Annotated in this window: 21 protein-coding genes and 1 riboswitch; all 21 genes read right to left on the bottom strand. The window is 65.5% G+C overall.

Features of this window, described 5'->3' with window-relative positions:
* Position 1 precedes the first annotated feature (1 nt).
* The 21 genes from cobA to cobK all read right to left on the bottom strand — a co-directional run bounded on the left by cobA (position 2) and on the right by cobK (position 19,176).
* On the bottom strand, positions 2 to 1,486 hold the full coding sequence (gene cobA, locus B5G06_RS03105) for a uroporphyrinogen-III C-methyltransferase (RefSeq protein ID WP_087187632.1): 1,485 nt from the start codon (positions 1,484 to 1,486) through the stop codon (positions 2 to 4).
* On the bottom strand, positions 1,471 to 2,361 hold the full coding sequence (hemC, locus tag B5G06_RS03100) for a hydroxymethylbilane synthase (protein ID WP_087187631.1): 891 nt from the start codon (positions 2,359 to 2,361) through the stop codon (positions 1,471 to 1,473). Before hemC ends, cobA begins: the two co-directional genes overlap by 16 nt.
* Positions 2,358 to 4,004, bottom strand: a complete 1,647-nt coding sequence (locus B5G06_RS03095) for an NAD(P)-dependent oxidoreductase (protein WP_242955326.1) — start codon at positions 4,002 to 4,004, stop codon at positions 2,358 to 2,360. The genes hemC and B5G06_RS03095 overlap by 4 nt, the downstream gene beginning before the upstream one ends.
* Positions 4,001 to 4,693 (bottom strand): precorrin-2 C(20)-methyltransferase, encoded by a 693-nt coding sequence (gene cobI / locus B5G06_RS03090; RefSeq protein WP_087187630.1) that lies wholly within the window; start codon positions 4,691 to 4,693, stop codon positions 4,001 to 4,003. Before cobI ends, B5G06_RS03095 begins: the two co-directional genes overlap by 4 nt.
* Positions 4,690 to 5,538, bottom strand: a complete 849-nt coding sequence (locus B5G06_RS03085; RefSeq protein WP_087187629.1) for an ATP-binding cassette domain-containing protein — start codon at positions 5,536 to 5,538, stop codon at positions 4,690 to 4,692. Before B5G06_RS03085 ends, cobI begins: the two co-directional genes overlap by 4 nt.
* A complete protein-coding gene (gene cbiQ, locus B5G06_RS03080; RefSeq protein WP_087187628.1) occupies positions 5,535 to 6,314 on the bottom strand; it encodes a cobalt ECF transporter T component CbiQ in 780 nt (259 codons plus the stop codon). The genes B5G06_RS03085 and cbiQ overlap by 4 nt, the downstream gene beginning before the upstream one ends.
* Positions 6,315 to 6,316: 2 nt before the next feature.
* On the bottom strand, positions 6,317 to 6,613 hold the full coding sequence (locus B5G06_RS03075; RefSeq protein WP_087187627.1) for an energy-coupling factor ABC transporter substrate-binding protein: 297 nt from the start codon (positions 6,611 to 6,613) through the stop codon (positions 6,317 to 6,319).
* A gap of 13 nt (positions 6,614 to 6,626) precedes the next feature.
* Entirely contained in the window at positions 6,627 to 7,280 is a 654-nt protein-coding gene (locus B5G06_RS03070; RefSeq protein WP_242955329.1) for an energy-coupling factor ABC transporter permease, read from the bottom strand.
* A gap of 97 nt (positions 7,281 to 7,377) precedes the next feature.
* Positions 7,378 to 7,573: riboswitch (cobalamin riboswitch) on the bottom strand.
* Positions 7,549 to 8,334, bottom strand: coding sequence for a sirohydrochlorin cobaltochelatase (locus B5G06_RS03065; RefSeq protein ID WP_158094657.1), 786 nt, complete (start codon positions 8,332 to 8,334; stop codon positions 7,549 to 7,551). It overlaps the preceding riboswitch by 25 nt.
* Positions 8,335 to 8,339: 5 nt before the next feature.
* Positions 8,340 to 8,987: a precorrin-8X methylmutase gene (locus B5G06_RS03060; protein WP_087187625.1), complete on the bottom strand. Its 648-nt coding sequence runs from the start codon at positions 8,985 to 8,987 to the stop codon at positions 8,340 to 8,342.
* Positions 8,988 to 8,990: 3 nt separating this feature from the next.
* Positions 8,991 to 10,487, bottom strand: a complete 1,497-nt coding sequence (locus B5G06_RS03055; RefSeq protein WP_087187624.1) for a cobyric acid synthase — start codon at positions 10,485 to 10,487, stop codon at positions 8,991 to 8,993.
* Entirely contained in the window at positions 10,487 to 11,542 is a 1,056-nt protein-coding gene (gene cobD, locus B5G06_RS03050) for a threonine-phosphate decarboxylase CobD (protein ID WP_087187623.1), read from the bottom strand. The genes B5G06_RS03055 and cobD overlap by 1 nt, the downstream gene beginning before the upstream one ends.
* A gap of 39 nt (positions 11,543 to 11,581) precedes the next feature.
* Positions 11,582 to 12,559 (bottom strand): adenosylcobinamide-phosphate synthase CbiB, encoded by a 978-nt coding sequence (gene cbiB / locus B5G06_RS03045; protein WP_087187622.1) that lies wholly within the window; start codon positions 12,557 to 12,559, stop codon positions 11,582 to 11,584.
* Positions 12,556 to 13,149 carry a histidine phosphatase family protein gene (locus tag B5G06_RS03040; protein ID WP_087187621.1) on the bottom strand — a complete coding sequence of 198 codons (594 nt, stop codon included), beginning with the start codon at positions 13,147 to 13,149 and terminating at the stop codon, positions 12,556 to 12,558. The genes cbiB and B5G06_RS03040 overlap by 4 nt, the downstream gene beginning before the upstream one ends.
* The gene (locus B5G06_RS03035) at positions 13,140 to 13,496 is read right to left on the bottom strand and encodes a bifunctional adenosylcobinamide kinase/adenosylcobinamide-phosphate guanylyltransferase (protein WP_087187620.1); all 357 of its coding nucleotides are present in this window, start codon (positions 13,494 to 13,496) and stop codon (positions 13,140 to 13,142) included. Before B5G06_RS03035 ends, B5G06_RS03040 begins: the two co-directional genes overlap by 10 nt.
* The gene (locus B5G06_RS03030) at positions 13,493 to 14,260 is read right to left on the bottom strand and encodes an adenosylcobinamide-GDP ribazoletransferase (protein WP_087187619.1); all 768 of its coding nucleotides are present in this window, start codon (positions 14,258 to 14,260) and stop codon (positions 13,493 to 13,495) included. Before B5G06_RS03030 ends, B5G06_RS03035 begins: the two co-directional genes overlap by 4 nt.
* Positions 14,257 to 14,778 (bottom strand): bifunctional adenosylcobinamide kinase/adenosylcobinamide-phosphate guanylyltransferase, encoded by a 522-nt coding sequence (locus tag B5G06_RS03025; protein WP_087187618.1) that lies wholly within the window; start codon positions 14,776 to 14,778, stop codon positions 14,257 to 14,259. Before B5G06_RS03025 ends, B5G06_RS03030 begins: the two co-directional genes overlap by 4 nt.
* Positions 14,779 to 14,823: 45 nt before the next feature.
* Positions 14,824 to 15,882: a nicotinate-nucleotide--dimethylbenzimidazole phosphoribosyltransferase gene (cobT, locus tag B5G06_RS03020; RefSeq protein ID WP_087187617.1), complete on the bottom strand. Its 1,059-nt coding sequence runs from the start codon at positions 15,880 to 15,882 to the stop codon at positions 14,824 to 14,826.
* Positions 15,879 to 17,246 (bottom strand): cobyrinate a,c-diamide synthase, encoded by a 1,368-nt coding sequence (locus B5G06_RS03015; RefSeq protein ID WP_087187616.1) that lies wholly within the window; start codon positions 17,244 to 17,246, stop codon positions 15,879 to 15,881. The genes cobT and B5G06_RS03015 overlap by 4 nt, the downstream gene beginning before the upstream one ends.
* A complete protein-coding gene (gene cbiE / locus B5G06_RS03010) occupies positions 17,243 to 18,436 on the bottom strand; it encodes a precorrin-6y C5,15-methyltransferase (decarboxylating) subunit CbiE (RefSeq protein ID WP_087187615.1) in 1,194 nt (397 codons plus the stop codon). The genes B5G06_RS03015 and cbiE overlap by 4 nt, the downstream gene beginning before the upstream one ends.
* Entirely contained in the window at positions 18,433 to 19,176 is a 744-nt protein-coding gene (cobK, locus tag B5G06_RS03005) for a precorrin-6A reductase (protein WP_087187614.1), read from the bottom strand. The genes cbiE and cobK overlap by 4 nt, the downstream gene beginning before the upstream one ends.
* Position 19,177 lies beyond the last annotated feature (1 nt).

The raw sequence follows: 19,177 nt of genomic DNA, 5'->3' as shown, positions 1-19,177 counted from the left end.
ATCAAACACCTTCCAAAATGGTTTCCACCAGCGCGTCCATGGTGGCCTCACGGGCCACCCGCACAGGAATTCCGAATTTCTTTGCCTCCGCGGCAGTCTGCTGCCCGATGCACATCCCCACCATGCGCGAGAAATTGACATCCTCACCCACGGAGGAGACGAAGCCCTTCACGGTGGAAGCGGAGGTGAAGGTCACCAGCAGACCATCTGTCCCCTCCACCGCCGCCCGCAGCTCCTGAGAGCGGGGATTTTCATACACCGTGCGGTAGCTGGCCACGTCGTCACAGGCAATGTTACGCCTTGCCAGCTCCTCTGTCAAGGCGGGGGAGCCCTCCTCCGCCCGAAGGGCCAGCACCTTGCCCGTAGCGGGCAGACCCTCTCCCAGATGGGCGGCGTCGTACACCTCCGGCACATAGTCGGCCTTCAAACCATGTTTTTTCAGCTCGCGGTCGGTGCCGGGGCCAATGGCGGCCAGCTTCACGGCACCCAGGGCGCGGGCGTCTTTGCCGTGGCCCTCCAGCCAGTTCCACAGGGCCTCCACCCCGGCGGGGCTGGTAAGGGCCAGCCACTCATAGTCACAAAGCCGCTCCATAGCCTCATCCACCGCGGGACAGGGGTCAAGGGGGAGGGTGGCGATACAGGGGTACTCCCACACATCGGCCCCCAGGGCACGCAGCCGGGCAGACAGGGTACCCGCCCGCTCCCGAGGCCGGGTGACCACCACCCGTCTGCCCTTCAGGGGCAGCTTGTCAAACCAGTCAAAGTCCTCCGCCAGAGCACACACCTTGCCCACCACGATGACGGCGGGGCTCTCCACCTTGGCCTCCTCCGCCGCCTGGGGCAGGGTGCCCAGGGTGGCGGAAATGCGCCGCTGGGAGGGGGTGGTACCCCGCTCCACCACGGCGGCGGGCATATCGGGCTCCATGCCCGCGTCCAGCAGTCCCTTGCAGATCTGGGGCAGGGCGGACACGCCCATCAAAAAGACCAGGGTGCCCTTTGTGCGCACCAGAGCCTCAAAATCAATGTCCAGCTCCTTCCCCGCCCGCTGATGGCCGGTGACGATGTGGAGGGAGGAGCAGCAGTCCCGGTGGGTCACCGGAATACCCCCGTAGGCGGGGGCGGAGATGGCGGAGGTGATGCCGGGCACCTCCTCAAAGGAAACGCCGTGCTGGGCCAGCAGCTCCAGCTCCTCGCCGCCCCGACCGAAGAGGAAGGGGTCGCCACCCTTCAGGCGCACCACGTTCTTGCCCTCCAGGGCCTTGTCCAGCAGGATCTGGTTGATCTGATCCTGGGGTACCGGATGGCGGGCTGCCTGCTTGCCCACGTCGATGTGCTCGGCTTTCTCGGGCATCATGGCCAGGATGGCGGGGCTGACCAGCCGGTCATACACCACCACCTCCGCCCTCTGGAGGGCCTCCAGCCCCTTCCGGGTCAGCAGGCCGGGATCGCCCGGGCCTGCCCCCACCAATGTTACTTTACCAGGCATGGATTTCCCTCCTTCATGGAATTGGCCAGCTGCTCCGCCAGCGCGGTTCCCTGTTCCTTGGGTCCGGAGATCTTGTCCCGGAACACCTGCCCGGCCTCGTCCACATAGAGGCCGGTGAGGGTGATGGTCTCCCCCTCGATCACGGCGTGGGCGGCAATGGGAGAGGAACAGCCTCCGTCCAGCTTGCGGACAAAGGCCCGCTCGGCCTGGGCGCACAGGGTGCCCGCTTCATCCACCACGCCGCTGAGATAGCTCAGGTCCTCTCCGGCCCGGGTCTGGAGAGCCATAATGCCCTGGCCCGCCGCCGGGATCATCTCCTCCACGGTAAAATACCGGGTGATGCGTCCCTCCAGCCCCAGCCGTTTCAGACCGGCGGCAGCCAGCACCAGGGCGGAATACTGGCCCTCGTCCAGCTTGCGCAGGCGAGTCAGCACATTGCCCCGCACCGGAGCCACCTCCATGTGGGGGAACAGGGCCTTGAGTTGCACCGCCCGCCGGGCGGAGGCGCAGCCGATGGGCTTGGCGGGGTCCAGCTCGGTCACGCCCTCAGGGAGTACCAGCACATCCCGGGGGTCCTCCCGCTTGGAGAAGCCCGCCAGAGGAATGGCCGGGTCCTCCTCCATGGGCAGATCCTTGCAGCTGTGTACCGTCAGATCCACCCGGCCGTCCAGCAGGGCAGCGTCCAGCTCCTTCACAAAGAGGCCCTTGCCGCCGATCTTGTCCAGGGTGCGGTCCAGGATCTTGTCGCCGGTGGTCTTCATGGTCACCAGCTCCAGGGTGATCTCCGAATGATGGGCGCGGATGGCCTCCATCACCAGCTCAGACTGAATGACAGCCAGCTTGCTCTCCCGGCTGCCCAAGCGTATGGTCTTCATTCCAATCCCTCCAGTACGGCCCGGATGGCCTTGGCGGCCCGAGCGGTGCGGGCGTGGTCGTCTCCCCGCCCCGCCACTCCGGCCACGATGTTGTCCCCGGTGCAGATGGCGGGGAAAAAGAAGGTGCATTCCTCCGGGGCGTCGGCCACGCTCACCGGGATACCCAGGGCGCGGGCCTCCTCCCCCACAGCGCGGTTGACGGAGCGATCGTCGGTGGCGGCCACCGCAATAGCGGCGCCCGCCAGATCGCCGGGGGCATAGGGCCGTCCTTCCCACTGTATGCGCCCGTCCAGGGGTTTACACCTGGGGGCGATAACGGTGACCTCCGCCCCGAAGCGGGCCAATACCTCTGCACGGCGGCAGGCCACCACGCCGCCGCCAATGACCACGGCAGTTTTCCCCACCAGGTCAATAAAAACTGGAAAACGGAAGTGCTTTTCCGGCGGCAGGCTCCACCGGAGCCGGGCGGCAGTATGCACTTCAATCTTGGCGGCGCACCGCTCCAGATCCTCCGGGGTCAGGTTGTCCTTCAGCCCACCGGACAGCAGGTCCACCGCACGACTCACCGCCAGCTCCACCAGCTCCCGGGCCTCCGGGCCCTCCAGGTCGGTGGACAGCACACGGGCGGCCACCGCCTGCTTCACCCGCTCCAGGCCGGGCAGGCAATTCTTATAGTTTTCCCACTGGCTCAGCCGGTCCAGATACTTTTCCACAATGGCCGCCGCCTCCGGTGGAAGTTCCCGGCTGGCATCCACCCCCAGATCGTCCACGTTGTACAGGGTGAAGCCAGGCAGGGTGGCTACCTGGGGCTCAATATCCCGAGGGATGGCCAGGTCGGCCAGCACCCTGGGCGGGTGGGACAGCTCCGCCAGCTCCCAGGCCGTCACAGTGTAGTGGGGGCTGGTGGTGGCGGAGATGACCAGGTCCATGCCCTCCATAGCCTGATACCGCTCCTCATAGGGGGTGACGGCGCACCCGGCGGGCACCACGGTCTCCCCGTGGTGATAACTGCGCAGGGTCACGGTGACGGCGCATCCCGCCTCGTAAAGGAGGGAAGCCGACAGCCGGCCCATCTCCCCGTTGCCAATGACCAGGGCCTTCCGGCCCTTCAGGCCTTCCAGATGGGCGGATAGCCGGTCCACGGCGGACCGGGCCGCCGACCGGGGCACCCCGATGAAGCGGACCTTGGTTTTGATCTCCTTGCCGGCGGCGGCGGCATTGCGGAACAGGGTCTCCAGCACCCCGTCCGCCGTGCCCGCCTCCCGGGCGGCCTGAACAGCGCCCTTCACCTGGGTGACGATCTGATCCTCCCCCCAGATCTGGGAGCGCAGGCCACCGGCCACCTCCATCAGGTGGCGGGCCGCCTCCTCCCCCGTCCGGGTGACAAAGGCAGCCTCAAAGGGGGCGTACTCCACCCCCGCCTCGGCGCACAGCAGCCGCCCCGGATCGGGGAGAGGCCCCTCTCCGCAGGAGATGTAGAGTTCGGTGCGGTTGCAGGTGGACAGCAGCACGCAGCCCTCCACCCCTTCCCGGCGGGACAGGCGGCGATCCAGCTCCAGCACCTGATTGCGGGTGAAGGACAGCTGTTCCCGCAGGTCGATGGGGGCTTTATGCCAGTCCAGGCCGGTCATGATGAGCTTCACACCTGTTCCCCCTTTTTCACCAGTACCACCGAGAAGTAGCCGCTGCCCTCCTCCAGGTCGGCAAAGTGGGGGCATACCAGCTCCCCCTCCATGCCGCAGTTGGCTACCAGGGAGGCCCGGCCCAGCAGGCCGTGCTCCTCCAGGGTGTTTTTCAGGGCGCCGATCTCCTTGCCCGCCTTCATGAACACCAGGTTGGCGTCCAGGTCCAGGCAGTCGGACACATCCTTGTGGGAGGCGGGGACGATGAGCAGCCGCTCGCTCTTCTCACACAGGGCCATGTTCAGCTTGGCGGCCACAGCACAGAAGGAGGGAACACCGGGGATGATCTGGGCGTCATACCCACGGGCCACCACTTTTTTGTGGAGGTAGAGGTAGGTAGAGTACACCGTGGGGTCCCCCAGGGTGATGAAGGCCACGTCCTTACCGGCGTCCAGGGCGGCGCACACCAAGTCGGCGTTGCGCTCATAGGCCCCGTCCAGGGCGGCATGGTCCCGCACCATAGGGGCCTCGCAGGTCAGCAGTTCCTTGCCGTCGGCCAGTTCTCCCACGATATTGAGGGCGGTCTTTTCTCCCCGGCCCGCATCGGGCACGGCCAGCACCGCCGCCTGGCGGATAATGCGCTCTGCCTTCTTGGTCATCAGTTCGGGATCGCCGGGGCCAACCCCCACGCCGTACAACATTCCTCTCATTGGTTTTCCTCCTTGAGCATTCGCAGGATCTCCCGCCGGGCCGCCCCGATGGTGGCGGCGGACCGGTCGGCGTCCAGGCCGTCCACCTCCCGCAGCACCTCCATCAGGTGGGCGATGCGGGGCAGACGGAGATGATTGGCACGCAGGGCCGCCGGGTCGGCAAAGAGCTGCTCCGGCGTGCCCTCCAGCAGCACCTTGCCCCCGCCCAGCAGGTAGGCGTAGTCGCAGTACAGGGGCACGATGTCCATGTCATGGGTGGCGATGAGCACCGTCATACCCAGCTCGTCCCGCAGGCGAGTGAGCAGCTTCATGATGTCGCTCACCCCCTGGGGGTCCAGTCCGGCGGTGGGCTCATCCAGAATGAGCACCTCCGGCTCCATCACCAGCACTCCGGCGATAGCCACCCGCTTCTTCTGGCCATAGGACAGGGCGTGAGTGGGTTTGTCCCGCAGATGGGACACGCCGGTGCGCTCCAGGGCGGCTTCCACCCGGCGGCGGACCTCCTCCGCCGGCAGGCCCAGGTTCACCCCGCCGAAGGACACGTCCCGGTACACGTCGGCGGAGAAGAGCTGATCGTCCGGGTCCTGGAACACGATACCCACCCGGCGGCGCAGCTCCAGCAGGCCCTTTTTATCATAGCGCACCGGCTGGCCGCCCAGCAGCACCTTGCCGCTCTTGGGGGTGAGCACCCCGTTGAGGCTGAGAAACAGGGTGGATTTGCCCGCCCCGTTGGCCCCCAGAATACCGGTGACCTTGCCCTTTTCCGCGGCAAAGGTAATATGGTCCAGCGCTACGGTGCCGTCCTCATAGGTATAGCACAGATCTTCTGCCTGGATGGCCTTCACGGCAGCAGCCTCCCTTCCACAAACCAAATGGCGATCTGTCCCGCCGCCGCAAATACGGTGAGGGGGAGCAGCCCCCACCCCGGACGGTAGGCGTCGTTCAGGGTGGTGAGACTGCCGGTATAGCCCCGGGACTCCAGGGCGGTATAGATACGGTCGGCCTTTCGCCATGCCCGCAGGAACACCATGGAGGCCAGCATCCCCAGGGAGGACACCGACCGGCGGAAGCCCTGGTAGCCCAGCCGGGAATCCTGGGCGGTGCGGATGTTGGAGGCCGTCTCCGCCAACACGAAGATGAAGCGGTAGATCAGCTCCATCAGCTCCACCAGCAGCTTGGGCACATGGAGCCGCCCCAGGGCCATGGTCAGGTCGGTAACGGGGGTATTGAGGGAGAGAAAATACATACATCCCACCGCCCCCAGGGCCTTGCAGAAAATCCGACCGCCCATCCACAGGCCATCCATGGTAAAGCCCCACAAACTGTCACCTACCGGAATGGCGGCCACCATCTCCGTCCCGGCGGGGTAGGCCCCCGCCACGATGGTAAGACAGCCAATGACCAGGAAGATCATCGGCACCTTGAGAAAATGGAGGTACACCCTGGGGGAGAGTCCCCCCAGGGCAGTAATCAGCACCCCCATCAGAAGCAGGGTAAACAGGCCCACCGCCACGCTGTCGCAGCACAGGCAGATCACCAGAGCGACTACCGTCAGCAGCAGCTTGGGCATGGGAGACACCCGCCGCAGGCGGGACTGATAGGCGTAGCGGTCGGTGCCCATGGTCAGTTCGTTCCTTTCTCTTTCCCGTCCGGCTTCTTGGTGATGCGGCCCAGAATGAAGCCCACCACACCGGCGCCGATGGCGGCCTGGAGGGCGAAGAGCATGGACTCCACCTCGCCGCTGGCGGGCTCCAGAATGGGCTCAAACCAGGGCTCATAGTCGGGGTTAAGCTCCGTAATGGCCTCCTCAGCCTGGCCGTCCGCCCCGCCGAACTCGGCGTCGGGCAGCAGCCACAGGGGTACAGCGGCAATGACCGCCACCAACAGGATCAAAATCAAATTTTTCTGCCAAACTTTCATATCCGTCCCCTCCTTACAGCACCTGCAGCTCATGGAGCTCGGTCTTGCTGTACTTCTCCAGCACGTTGAAGATCACCACGGTAAGCAGGCCCTCGGCAATGGCCAGAGGGATCTGGGTCACGGCAAAGATGGTGAGGAACTTCACCATGCCGCCGTTGATGACCCCCAGCTGGACCGAAGTGACCACATAGGTGAAGAGGTCACCCAGGGCGGCGGCGGCAAACACCGCCACAGCGGCAGGAGCCTTGGCCTTCCGCAGCAGCTTATAGACCAGCCAGGACACGATGGGCCCGGCAATGGCCATGGAGAATACGTTGGCGCCCAGGGTGGTGAGGCCGCCGTGGGCCAGCAGCAGGGCCTGGAAGAGCAGCACGATCAGCCCCAGCACCGTCATGACCAGGGGCCCGAACAGGATGGCGCCCAGGCCCACACCGGTGGGGTGGGAGCAGGAGCCGGACACCGAGGGGATCTTCAGGGCGGACAGCACGAAGGCGAAGGCGCCGCACATGGCCAGCAGGATCTTGGCCCGGGGGGCCTGATCGATCTTCTTCTTGATGGAGAAGAAGCCGGCCACCACGAAGGGCACGCACACCGCGCCCCAGCCAATGGCCCAGTTCACCGGCAGCATACCCTCGGCGATGTGCATGGCGGAGGCGCTCATGGTCATCAGACCCAGCAGCCCCACCAGCACCGCCGCGGCGCGGACGGTTTTGTTGGCAGTCAGAGTTTTCATGGTTGTCTCATCCTTTCCTATCACTCGTAGGTGGGTGGTTTCCGGGCCGGGCAAGGTTTTCCGGCTTGAGTCTCTCTGCCGCCGCGCGTCTTCCCAGGTTTCCCCAGTGACATGGTGCCCGGCGGCTCTTCTCTTACGGCAGCGGGACTGCGCGGGATTTCCACCCGGCTTCCCTTTTCCCAGCCCTCTATGCAAAACAGGCTTACGCCTGGAGTTGTTTTGCCTCTCCGGCGTGCTTGACAAAGAGGGCCTGGATGCTGGGGAACTCTCCCAGGCCCTGGAGCACGCAGTTGACGGCGTAGCCCTCCTGCTCCAGCAGGGACTTCCAGGAGTCCTCCTCATCGCCTGCCAGGTCGTTTTTGGCGTGGTCGCCCGCCACGATCATCAGGGGACGCAGCTCTACTTTGGTAGCGCCCAGCTCCTGGATGCGGCGCACTGCCTCTCCAAAGCCGGGGTAGCCCTCTACCGTGCCGATGACGACGTCCTTCCGGCCCAGGTCGTGGAAGACATACTCCAGCAGGGCGTAGCAGGAGTTGGCGAAATGCTCGGTGCCGTGGCCCATGTAGAGGATGGCCTTGCCCTCCTCCGCCTCCGGCAGGTCGTGGAGCAAAGCCTCCACCGCGTCCAGATAGTCCCCGGTCTCGGTGAGCAGGGGGCGGCCGAAGGTCAGCTTCTCAAACTTCCCCGCAAAGGGGGCGGCCAGGTCCATCATCTTGTCATACTCGTCGCCGTTCATGATATGGGTGGGCTGGACCAGCACGTCGGTGTATCCCTCCGCCGCCAGCTTCTCCAGGGCGGCGGGTACATCGTCGATGTGGGTGCCCTCTTTTTCCAGCTTCCGCAGGATCATACCGCTGGTGAAGGCACGGCGCAGGGTGCGCTCCGGAAAGGCGGCGGCCAGAGCCTTCTCGATGGCGGCGATGGTCTTTTCCAGGGTGTCCCGGTGGCTGGTACCGAAGGACACCGCCAGAAGGGCTTGTGTATTCATATCCTTCACTCCCGTACGTTGTTGCTGGCCTGATAGAGCAGGGCGTTGCAGATGGCGGCAGCCACGTTGCTGCCACCCTTGCGGCCCCGGGCCACGATGTGGGGGGTATCCATGGTGAGGAGCAGCTCCTTGCTCTCCACCACATTGACGAAGCCCACCGGCACGCCGATCACCAGAGCAGGGGCCATCTTCCCCTCTTCAATCAGCTCGCAGATCCGCACCAGGGCGGTGGGGGCGTTACCGATGGCCAGCACCAGGGGGCCCTCCAGCTGGGCGGCCCGCTCCATGGACACGGTGGCCCGGGTCTCCCCCCGGGCCTTGGCCTCAGCGGCCACGTCCGGGTCGGACATAAAGCATACGGCCTTGCCGCCAAACTTCTCCAGCACCTTCTTGTTGATGCCGGAAAAGGCCATCTGGGTATCGGTGACGATGGTGCAGCCCCCCTTGATGGCGGCGATGCCCGCCGCCACCGCGTCAGGAGAGAACACCAGGTTGTCGGCGTAGTCAAAGTCGGCGCTGGTGTGAATAGCCCGTTTGATGATGGGCAGCTGGTCAGCGGGAAACTCCCGGTCCCCCAGCTCCTGACCGATGATCTCCATACTTCTGGCCTCAATGTCAGCGGGGGCCACCCGCTGCAACTCTATCTTTTTCATGGGTCATTCCTCCCCGTTCAGGATGCGGTAGATCCGCTCCATGTCCAGACTGGCCCGCAGGCCGTCCGCCAGCTTGTCATACTGCCGCTGGGCGTACTCCTGCCAGTCCACGCTGGCGGCCTGGCCCTCCAGACCCTTGGCTTTCAGCAGGCAGTTCACCAGAGCAGAGGCCACGCCGGCCTTGTCAAAAATACCATGGACGTAGCAGCCCCACACGTTGCGGTTGCTCAGGCCGTCGGTGTGTGCCTCCCCGGTCTGGGTGGTAAAGCTCACCAGCGGCGGGGCGTCGCTCTCCGTCTTGCCCATATGGATCTCATAGCCCTCAAAGGCCACACCGGCCATGGGAGCAAAGATACCGTCGGCAGCGGCAAAGGTGCCGGTCACCTGGGTGCGGGTCTTCTCCCCCTGGAACACAGTCTCAGAGGGCAGCAGGCCCAGCCCTGCCAGGGTGCCGCCCCCCTCCACCCCGTCCGGGTCGGAGACGGTGCTGCCCAGCATCTGATAGCCGCCGCAGATGCCCACCACCGCGCCGCCTTTGGCGGCGTGCTTCAAAATGGCGCTTTCCAGGCCGCTCTGCCGCAGCCACCGCAGATCGTCCATCGTATTCTTGGTGCCGGGCAGGATGATGAGGTCCGGGTGGCCCAGTTCCCCTGCGCTCCCCACATAGCGGAGGGAGACCTCCTCCATCCGCTCCAGGGGGTTGAAGTCGGTGAAATTACTGAGCCGGGGCAGGCGGATCACCGCCACGTCCACCAGGCTAACTTTACCGGATCTGGACAATCGGGCGGACAGGGAGTCCTCGTCGTCCACGTCCACCTCCAGCATGGGCACCACCCCCAGCACCGGCTTGCCCGCCAGTTCCTCCAGCTGGGTGAGGCCGGGGCGGAGAATCTCCACATCGCCCCGGAACTTGTTGATGATGAGGCCCTTTATCAGGTCCTGCTCGTCGGGGTCCAGCAGCTTCACCGTGCCGTAGAGGGAGGCGAACACGCCGCCCCGGTCGATGTCGCCGCACAGCAGCACAGGAGCCTTGGCCCGCCGGGCCATGCCCATGTTGACAATATCGTCCTCTTTCAGGTTGATCTCCGCCGGGCTGCCCGCCCCCTCAATGACGATGATATCATACTCCTCCGATAGAGAGGAATAGGCCTCCATCACGTCGGGAATCAGGTTTTTCTTATACTTGAAGTAATTTCCGGCCTTCATAGTACCCCGGGGAATGCCATTGACGATGACCTGGGAGCCCACATCGCTGGTGGGCTTCAAGAGGATGGGGTTCATCCGCACATCGGGGGCCACCCCCGCCGCCTCGGCCTGCATGACCTGGGCACGGCCCATCTCCAGCCCGTCGGGGGTGATGGCAGAGTTGAGGGCCATGTTCTGGGACTTGAATGGGGCCACCTTGTAGCCGTCCTGCTTGAAGATGCGGCACAGTCCCGCCGCCAGCAGAGACTTGCCGGCGTTGGAGGCGGTACCCTGGATCATAATTGCCTTTGCCATCACTGCACCTCGCTGAGGGCGGCCAGCAGCCGCCGGTTTTCTTCTTCGCCCCGGACGCACACCCGGTACCAGTCGGAGCCCAGGCCGTAGTAGTTGGCGCAGGAGCGGATGAGCACCCCCCGCTCCAGCAGTCTCTCTTTCAAATCGGCTACGCCGGGCAGCCGGAACAGGAGATAGTTGGCCTGCCCGGGAATCACGGTACAGCCTGCCGCCGTCAGACCGGCGGCCAGACCGGGCCGGGAGTTTTCCACAAGGCGCCTGCCCTCCGCCGGCCAGTGGGGACAGCAGGTCAGGGCGGCCACACCCGCCGCCTGAGCGGGGGTGGACACGCTCCAGGGCTGGGCAAATTTGCCCAGCTGCTCCCGCAGTCCCTCGTTGGCCGTCAGGCAGTAGCCCAGCCGCAGACCCGCCATGGCGTAGCTTTTGGTGAAGGCCCGCAGCAGCACCAGATGGGGGTGGTTGGCCAGCCAGGGGGCCAGCCCCGGCCCGCCGGCGGCCAGAGGCAGGAAGCACTCGTCCACCACCAGCACCGCACCCACAGCACCGCACCGCTTCACCGCTTCTTCCAATAGATCCTGGCCGATCAACCGCCCGGTGGGGTTGTTGGGGGTACACAGGAACACCAGGTCGATGCCCGGTTCGATGGCGTCCACGAAGCCAGCGTCCAGGTCGAAGTTCCTGCTCTGGTCCAGGGTATACCGGGCCACCTGGCAGCCCACGCAGGTCACGGCCTCCTCATATTCGGAGAAGGCGGGGGCGGTAACCAGAGCTTTTTTCGGTTTCAGCGCAAACACCAATCGGAAGATCAGGTCGGCGGCGCCGTTGCCGCATACCACCTGCTCCTCCCCCACCCCGTCGTGGGCGGCAATGGCCCGCCGCAGGTCCCGGCACAGAGGGTCCGGGTAGCAGGCCGACTGGTCCGCCGCCCGCCGGGCCGCTTCCGCCACCGGGGCAGGCATCCCCAAGGGGTTCAGGTTGGCGGAAAAGTCCAGGACCTCCCCGCCATAGGCAGCCTGGGCGGTGAGGATATCCCCGCCGTGGGTGTAGACTGGCATAACAACGCTCCTTTTCGTGGCCCTTGCGGGCCTTTGCCCTCAGGGGAACAATAAAATCAACAGAGGCACCCCGCAGAAGAGCAGCAGGGCGAAAAAGGCGGTGGCATACAAAATCCGGCCCGACCGCAGGATGTCCAGGGGCTCCGGGGGCCGCTGATCGTCCCCGATGTAGGGCTTCTCCACCAGCTTGCCGAAGTACCAGTTGGGGCCCGCCAGCTGGAGCTGGAGGGCGCCGGCACAGGCGGCCTCGGTGTGGGCGGAGTTGGGGGACTTGTGCTTTTTCCGGTCCCGCTTGAAAATACGCCAGGCATTCTTCCCGTCATACCCCGCCGCCACAGCCCCCAGGCACATGAGCACGCCGGAGATGCGGGCGGGCAGGAAGTTGAGCACGTCGTCCCACCTGGCCGCCGCCCGGCCAAAGTAGAGATATTTGTCGTTTTTATAGCCCACCATGGAGTCCATGGTGTTGGCGGCCTTATAGAACATACCCAGGGGCGCGCCGCCGATGGCCAGGAAGATGAGGGGGGCGATGACGCCGTCGGAGGCGTTTTCCGCCACCGTCTCTACCGCCGCCTTGGTTACCCCGGCCTCGTCCAGCCGGTCGGTGTCCCGGCCTACGATCATGGAAACAGCGTACCGGGCTTTATCCAGATCCCCGGTCTTGAGGGCATCGTACACTTTACGGCTCTCGGCGGCCAGAGACTTGGTGGCCAGCAGCTGGTAGCTGATCACGCTCTCCACCGCCAGGGACAGCCAGGGGCTGACCAGCCAGCACCCCCACAGCAGCAGCACCGTCAGGCCGGTGGGGATGAACAGGGTGAGAAGCACCAGCACCACGCCCCCTGCCAGCTCACCGCCGTGAGACCTGGGGAAAATCTTCCGCAGTCCCTTCTCCAGCACGGAGATGAGGGCGCCGATGGCCCGCACCGGGTGGGGGGCCCAGTGGGGGTCCCCCAGCAGCAGGTCCAGGCAGAAGCCAATGAGCAGCGCCGTCAAATGACTGATCCACCAACTCATCCCTTGTACTCCTCCAGCACCGTCAGTTCCAGGGTATCCGGGTCCAGGGCCATACGGAAGCCACCGCAGTTGGGGCACATCCAGCCGTAATACTCCCGCTCCGGGCGGCCATACTTGGACAGCAGGCCCATCAGCGCCCCGCCGTGGGACACCACGCCCACCCGCTCAAAGCCGCGGGCAGCGGCATCCCTGGCCAGCTTCCCCAGGCCGATGGATACCCGCTCCACCACCTGCTCGGCGGTCTCCCCTACCGGCATAGCAGCAAAGTTCAAACGGTCGCCCTGGCCGATCCAGGCCTGATACAGGGGATCGTCCTTCAGCTCCTCGTGGTTTTTCCCCTCAAAGGGGCCGAAGTCGGTCTCCCGCAGCTCTTCGATCACGGTGGTCTCCACCCCCGGCCACAGCAGCTCTGCCGTCTGGCGGCACCGCATCAGGGGGGAGCGGTAGATGTGCTCCACATAGGGCAGGGTGGGCCCCACTTTACGGGCCAGCTCCTCCCCCTGGGGGGTGAGCGGTACATCCAAAGTGCCCACAAAGCGCTTCTCCAGGTTGCCCTGGGTGGTTCCGTGCCGAATGAGGATCAGTTCCATGGTTTGTCTCCTTTCAGGGTCATGGGCAGGCCGCAGAAAATGCGCTCCACACGCTCCGCCCGCTTAGCCAGGCGGCAGCACAGCCGACCCACATCCTCTCGCCAGGCCCGCTGGGCCGGGTCGATGGGTACCACGCCGCAGCCCACCTCATCGCAGATGAGGATCAGGTCGGGATTGGCGGTCAGCAGCTCCTCCTCGTCCAGGTGAGGCCACTGCTCCAGGCCGTCAAAGACGGGCTTGGTTCTGGCTTCCTCCGGGGTATGGGCCACCTGGTCTGGGGTATATCCGGTTTTTTGCAGCACATAGTCCAGTTTTCCCTGGCCCGCACCGCCAACGATGAGTATCATACCAACACCTCGATTTTCTGGACCACAGCCACCATCAGCACCATGCCCAGCTCGCAGATCTGGAGGAAGAAGCCAGCCAGATCGCCGGTGACGCCTCCAAACTGCCGCTGGCTCATGACCCGATAGTACAGGCAGGCCAGTCCTGCCCCCAGCAGGGCGGCGCCGCCGGTCCACAGGTCCAGCCACAGCATGGCGGCCACGCAGGCCACCACCCAGATCACCATGACGCCACGGGCCTTGGCGGTATCCATGGTGTCGGTAAAGGTGGCCAGCAGGCCGGTGCCCCGGGCGTTGGGCAGGGTAACGGCAAAGAGACCGGACAGGCTGCGGGAGAGCACCGGCCCCAACGCCAGCACCAATGCGGCCCGCCCCGCTGCCGCCACCTCACTCCAGCAGGCGAAAAATACCAGCAGGTAGAGCCCGCAGCAGATGATGGCAAAGGCCCCGGTGTGGGAATCCTTCAAGATCTCCAGCTTGCGCTCCCTGGTCTGGTGGGAGGACAGGGCGTCGCAGGTGTCGCAGAAGCCGTCCAGATGGATACCGCCACTGAGGGCGATGGGGATGAGCAAGGCGAAGGCGGCGAAGAAGAGGGGGCCGAAGCCCAGGTACCGGGCCAGGGCCATCCAGCCGTACAGCACCGCACCGATAACCGCTCCCACCAGAGGGAAGAAGCACAGGGCCCAGGACAGGGCCTTCTTTTCCCAGTCCACCCGGGGCATAGGCACTTTGGAGTACATGGCAAAGGCAATGATGAGACTTTTCACGCACGTTCTCCTTTCCACGCCACGGGGATGCCGCACACCACTTCGTAGACCTGTCCCGCCAGGGCGGCTACCCGGCGATTCAGTTCCCCCAGCACCGACAGATAGTCCAGGGTGACGGGGTCGTAATCCATGCCGTCGGAAAAGAGCTCGTTGGTGACCACCACCAGCAGCTCCGCCTGCTCCGCCGCCCGGCGGATGCCGGAGAGCACCCGGTCCAGAGTGCCGTCCTTTCCGTCGGGGGAAAAGTACTCGTTGGCGCACAGGTTGGACAGATCCTCCAGCAGCGCGGCGCAGCCGGGAGGCAATATGATATCCGCCAGATTGGTGGGACATTCCACCGTCTCAAAGCCCTTACCGGCCCGCATCTGCCGGTGGCGCTCCACCCGGCGGACGCTCTCGGCGTCCCACACCTGCATGGTGGCCAGGTAGATCCGCTTTTCCAGGCCGGAGGAGGTCACCAGAGATTCGGCAAATTCCGACTTCCCGCTGGCCGAGCCGCCGGAGACTAAGATCAGCATAACGCATTCTCCATTTCGTAGGGACGGCCTTTATGGTCGCCCGCCTCAGCTCAGGGGCTGGTAGGCCTCAATGTCCACGGCCTCAAAGGTGGCCATCTCCCGGTACACCGCCAGGCCCATGTCCAGCAGGGGCATCACCGCCACCGCGCCGGTGCCCTCTCCCAGCCGCATACCAGCGTAGAGGAAGGGCTCCAGACCCAGCTCGCCCAGCACCAGCTTACTGGCCGGCTCGTCGGAGGCGTGGGAACCCAGCATATAATCCTTGCAGGTGGGACAGATCCGCACAGCAATGAGGGCGGCCACCGAGGAGATAAAGCCGTCCACCAGCACCGGCACATGGCATATGGCCCCGCCCAGGAACACACCCGCCAGGCCCGCCAGATCCAGGCCGCCCACCTTGTGGAGCACGTCGATGGGATCACTGGGGTCGGGCTGATTGACGGCGATGCCCCGCTCAATGGCGTGGATCTTCCGCACCAGGCCCTCGCTGGACAGGCCGGCGCCCCGGCCGGTCATGACCTCCGGCTCTTTATTCAAAAATACAGCGGCCACGGCGGAGGATGTGGTGGTGTTGCCAATGCCCATCTCGCCGGTGCCCAGCAGTTTGACGCCGCCGTCACACAGCTCTCGGGCCACTTCCACACCCACCAGCACGGCCCGCTCGGCCTCCTCCCGGGTCATGGCGGGGCCCTGGGACAGGTTGGCGGTGCCCCGGCGGATGTTTCTCTGCAAGATCCTCTCTCCATGGAGGGGGGTGGCCACGCCGATATCCACCGGCACGATCTCCACCCCGGCGGCCCGGCCCATGGCGCACACACTGGTGTCACCGGTGGACATATTCTCCGCCACGATGGCGGTAACCTCCTGCCCGGTCTGAGTGACTCCGTCAGCCACCACGCCGTTGTCGGCACACATCACCACCACCGCCCGCTTGGAGATGTCCACATTGGGGGTGCCGGTGATGGCCGCCATGCGGATTACCGCGCTCTCCAGGGCGCCCAGACTGCCCAGGGGCTTGGCGATGGAGTCCCAGCGGGCCTTGGCCTGTGCCGCCGCGTTCTGATCGGCGGGGGTAATGGAACGGACCACTTCTTCCAGTGTCATAGCGATTCCTCCTTGTAGCGGCGGGCCGCCGCCACGAAATTGCGGGCCATCTCAGGTCTGGCCCAGAAATGAAAGTGGGGAAAACCGGCGTACAGCGTAGGTGCATGAACACCGCAGTCCCACCCGCGATTGCTCAACGGCTTCTGGGCCCGGAAGCTGTCGCCGGGGTGCTGGCTGTCCCAGTAGTGGAACTCGTGGGCGGGCAGCTCTTCCCCCGCCTGACACAGCAGGCCGTCGGTCCGGGCGGTGAGGGTCACATAGCCGAACCGGCCCAGCTTGCCGGTATTCCAGGCCCTGCCGGGGATCACCCCCGCCATGGGCCAGTCTGTTCCGTTGGTATCTTCCAGCATCTCGTGGAGGTAGAGGAAGCCGCCGCACTCGGCCACGGTGGGCAGGCCACCCGCCATCGCGTCCCGGATGGCGGCCAACATGGCGGTATTTTGGCTCAGCTGCTCTGCCAGCAGCTCCGGGTAGCCGCCCCCCAGGTAGAGGCCGCAAGTGCCTTCCGGCAGAGCCTGGTCCTCCAGAGGGGAGAACTCCACCAGCCTGGCTCCCAGCTTCTCCAGCAGCTCCAGGCCGTCGGCATAGTAGAAGCAGAATGCCTTGTCACGGGCTACCGCGATGACCGGCGTACCCTCTACCGGCTCCGGCAGGTCCAGAGGCCCGGCGTCCAGGTCGGGGGCGGAGGCGGCCAGGGCCAGCAGGCCGTCCAGATCCATGGTTTGCTCCGCCTGGGCGGCCAGCTTGTGGAGCTTCTCCTTCAGGCCCGCCACCTCGTCGGCGGTGACCAGGCCCAGGTGGCGGCTCTCCAACGCGCAGTCAGGCAGGCTGGGCAGGAAGCCGTACACCGTGACGCCGGTCTCGGCCTCAATGCACTCCTTTAGCCGGGGGTAGAGCATAGGGGACACCCGGTTCAAGATAACGCCCTGGATGCCGCTGTCCGGCCGGAAGGTTTTCAGGCCGTGGACCACGGCGGACAGAGTGAGGGCGCTTCCCCGGCCATCCACCACCAGCACCGCCGGGGTGCGGGTGGCTTTGGCCAGATGGTAGGCGCTGGCCTCATGGCTCATGGCGATGCCGTCGTAGTAGCCCATGACTCCCTCGATGAGGGCCAGGCCGGACCCCACGCTGTTGTGCTCCAGCAGGGACCGGGTGCGGTCCTCCCCCAGGAAGAACAGATCCAGGTTGCGGCTCTTGGCCCCGATAACCTTGCTGTGGAACATGGGGTCAATGTAGTCGGGGCCGCACTTGAAGGCCACGGGATTGATTCTTCGATCCATCAGGGCCTGCAAAAGGGCGCAGGTAACCGTGGTCTTGCCCCCTCCGCTGGCGGGGGCGCACAGCAGCAGCCGGGGGGTACTCATGCGCGTCCCTCCCCGGAGAAGATCCACACCGGATTTTGGGCGTCCATGAGATGATACCGGCCCGCCTGCCGGGTGCGGGTGGCGGACACCTGCACCATATCAGCCCCCTCCAAGGGGGCGAAGAGCCGGGCGGCCTCGGCCACCGTCTCCAGGGTAACGGCGGTACACACCACCCGGGCGGCGGGATTTTTCCGGAAGATGATATTTAAAATCTCCTCCAGCTCACCAGAGGTACCCCCCAGAAAGACCCGGTCAGGGGCGGGCAGGTCCTCCAACGCCGCTGGAGCGGTGCCGGGCACCACCACCAGATTGCTTGTGTGGAACCGGGCCTTGTTCTCTTCCAGCAGGGCCACAGCCTCTTCCTTCTTCTCCACGGCGTACACCTGCCCGGCGGGGCAGGCCAGGGCGCACTCCACCGACACCGAGCCGGTGCCGGCCCCCACGTCCCACACCACATGGTGCTCCTCCAGCCGCAGCTTGGAGATGGCCAGGGTGCGCACCTCCTCCTTGGTCATGGGCACGTCCCCCCGGAGGAAAGCGCCGTCGGGCAGGCCGGGGGAGTTGAAGGGCCGCACCACCGGGTCGGGGTTCTCGGCCAGCACCACCGACAGGTCGGCAAAGGACTGCTCCGCCAGCTCCGCCGCGGTGCCGGTGACCACCCGCTCGTCGGGGTAGCTCAGCCGCTCTCCCACCGAGACGGTAACATCGCCCAGACCACGCCGGGTCAGCTCCTTGCAGATGTCCTCCGCCTTGGTGGCTCCGCCGGTAAGGGCAAAGGTACGGCTGTTGCGCTGGATCTCCCCCACCACGTTGTGGCTGCGGCCATGGGCGCTGACGATCTTCACGTCCTGCCAGCTGGTGTGCAGCTTGGCGCAGAAGTAGCTGAGGGAGGAGATGCCGGGAATGGTAATGACCTCGTGATTACCCAGCAGGGCCCACAGGCGCTTGGCTCCGCTGTAGAAGCCGGTGTCCCCGGACAGGAGCACCCCGATGGGGCCCTCCTGCTGCTTTTCGATGTATTCAGCGATATCGCTTCCGGCGATGAGAGGGACGCAGCTGTGGCTCTCCTGGAAGGGCTCCAGCAGCCGGGGAGCGCCCACCAGGGTGGAGCACTCCTTGACGGTCTCCAGCGCCCACACCGTCATGGTCTCGGGGGCGCCCATGCCCATGCCGATGAGATAGACTTTCATGCTTCTCCCTCCCGCAGCAGCTTTTCCTTACATTCCTCCAGGGTCAGGCCAGTCTCGGCCCGGGGCCGCTCCACCACCAGCAGCGCGCACCCCGCCTCACGGGCGGCCTCCGCCTTCTCCCGGAACCCGCCGTAACCCCCGGTGTCCTTGGTCACCAGAGTCTTGATGTGATATTGCTTCAGCAGGGCCACATTCAGCTCCTTGGAGAAGGGGCCCTGCATACAGATGATGTTTTTGGGCGGAAAGCCCAGCTTCAGGCAGCGGTCCAGGGAGTCCGCCATGGGCAGTACCCGGGGATAGCACCGCTCTACCAGGCCGGGCCTGGCAAAGGCGTCCAGCTCCTTGCTGCCGGTGGTGAGCAGCACATTACCCGGCAACCGCTCCAGCATATACGCCGCCCCGGCCATGTCTCCCGCCTTGTGGCACAGATCCTCGCCGTCGGACTGGCGCACCAGCCGCAGGAGGGGCAGACCGGCCCCTTCCGCCGCCGCCTTGATGTTGGCGGTCACCTCCACGGCGTAGGGGTGGGTAGCATCCACCACATGGGTGAAGGGGCGGGAGGCCATCAGAGCCTCCATCTCCCCCCGGTCCATCCGGCCCACATGGGCCTCCGCCTGGGGGGGGAGCAGGGTCTCGCCGTAGTCGGTGGCCACGCACACCAGGGTGGGGATCTTCTGACCCAGCAGCCACTGGGCCAACTCTCTCCCCTCGCCGGTGCCGCCGAAGAGCAGGATGTTCATC

Source organism: Flavonifractor sp. An52, from assembly GCF_002159385.1.
GTDB classification, from domain to species: domain Bacteria; phylum Bacillota; class Clostridia; order Oscillospirales; family Oscillospiraceae; genus Flavonifractor; species Flavonifractor avicola.
This window is presented reverse-complemented; position numbering and strand designations above follow the sequence as displayed.

Excerpts from the sequence above, each read along its gene's own strand:
- cbiE (WP_087187615.1), bottom strand. The coding sequence starts at position 18,436 with ATGAAAGTCTATCTCATCGGCATGGGCATGGGCGCCCCCGAGACCATG.
- B5G06_RS03040 (WP_087187621.1), bottom strand. The coding sequence starts at position 13,149 with ATGGAACTGATCCTCATTCGGCACGGAACCACCCAGGGCAACCTGGAG.
- cbiB (WP_087187622.1), bottom strand. The coding sequence starts at position 12,559 with ATGAGTTGGTGGATCAGTCATTTGACGGCGCTGCTCATTGGCTTCTGC.
- cbiQ (WP_087187628.1), bottom strand. The coding sequence starts at position 6,314 with ATGGGCACCGACCGCTACGCCTATCAGTCCCGCCTGCGGCGGGTGTCT.
- cobI (WP_087187630.1), bottom strand. The coding sequence starts at position 4,693 with ATGAGAGGAATGTTGTACGGCGTGGGGGTTGGCCCCGGCGATCCCGAA.
- B5G06_RS03015 (WP_087187616.1), bottom strand. The coding sequence starts at position 17,246 with ATGAGTACCCCCCGGCTGCTGCTGTGCGCCCCCGCCAGCGGAGGGGGC.
- B5G06_RS03070 (WP_242955329.1), bottom strand. The coding sequence starts at position 7,280 with ATGACCATGAGCGCCTCCGCCATGCACATCGCCGAGGGTATGCTGCCG.
- B5G06_RS03060 (WP_087187625.1), bottom strand. The coding sequence starts at position 8,987 with ATGAAAAAGATAGAGTTGCAGCGGGTGGCCCCCGCTGACATTGAGGCC.
- B5G06_RS03055 (WP_087187624.1), bottom strand. The coding sequence starts at position 10,487 with ATGGCAAAGGCAATTATGATCCAGGGTACCGCCTCCAACGCCGGCAAG.
- cobA (WP_087187632.1), bottom strand. The coding sequence starts at position 1,486 with ATGCCTGGTAAAGTAACATTGGTGGGGGCAGGCCCGGGCGATCCCGGC.
- B5G06_RS03025 (WP_087187618.1), bottom strand. The coding sequence starts at position 14,778 with ATGCTGATCTTAGTCTCCGGCGGCTCGGCCAGCGGGAAGTCGGAATTT.
- B5G06_RS03075 (WP_087187627.1), bottom strand. The coding sequence starts at position 6,613 with ATGAAAGTTTGGCAGAAAAATTTGATTTTGATCCTGTTGGTGGCGGTC.
- cobD (WP_087187623.1), bottom strand. The coding sequence starts at position 11,542 with ATGCCAGTCTACACCCACGGCGGGGATATCCTCACCGCCCAGGCTGCC.
- cobT (WP_087187617.1), bottom strand. The coding sequence starts at position 15,882 with ATGACACTGGAAGAAGTGGTCCGTTCCATTACCCCCGCCGATCAGAAC.
- B5G06_RS03035 (WP_087187620.1), bottom strand. The coding sequence starts at position 13,496 with ATGATACTCATCGTTGGCGGTGCGGGCCAGGGAAAACTGGACTATGTG.
- hemC (WP_087187631.1), bottom strand. The coding sequence starts at position 2,361 with ATGAAGACCATACGCTTGGGCAGCCGGGAGAGCAAGCTGGCTGTCATT.
- B5G06_RS03065 (WP_158094657.1), bottom strand. The coding sequence starts at position 8,334 with ATGAATACACAAGCCCTTCTGGCGGTGTCCTTCGGTACCAGCCACCGG.
- cobK (WP_087187614.1), bottom strand. The coding sequence starts at position 19,176 with ATGAACATCCTGCTCTTCGGCGGCACCGGCGAGGGGAGAGAGTTGGCC.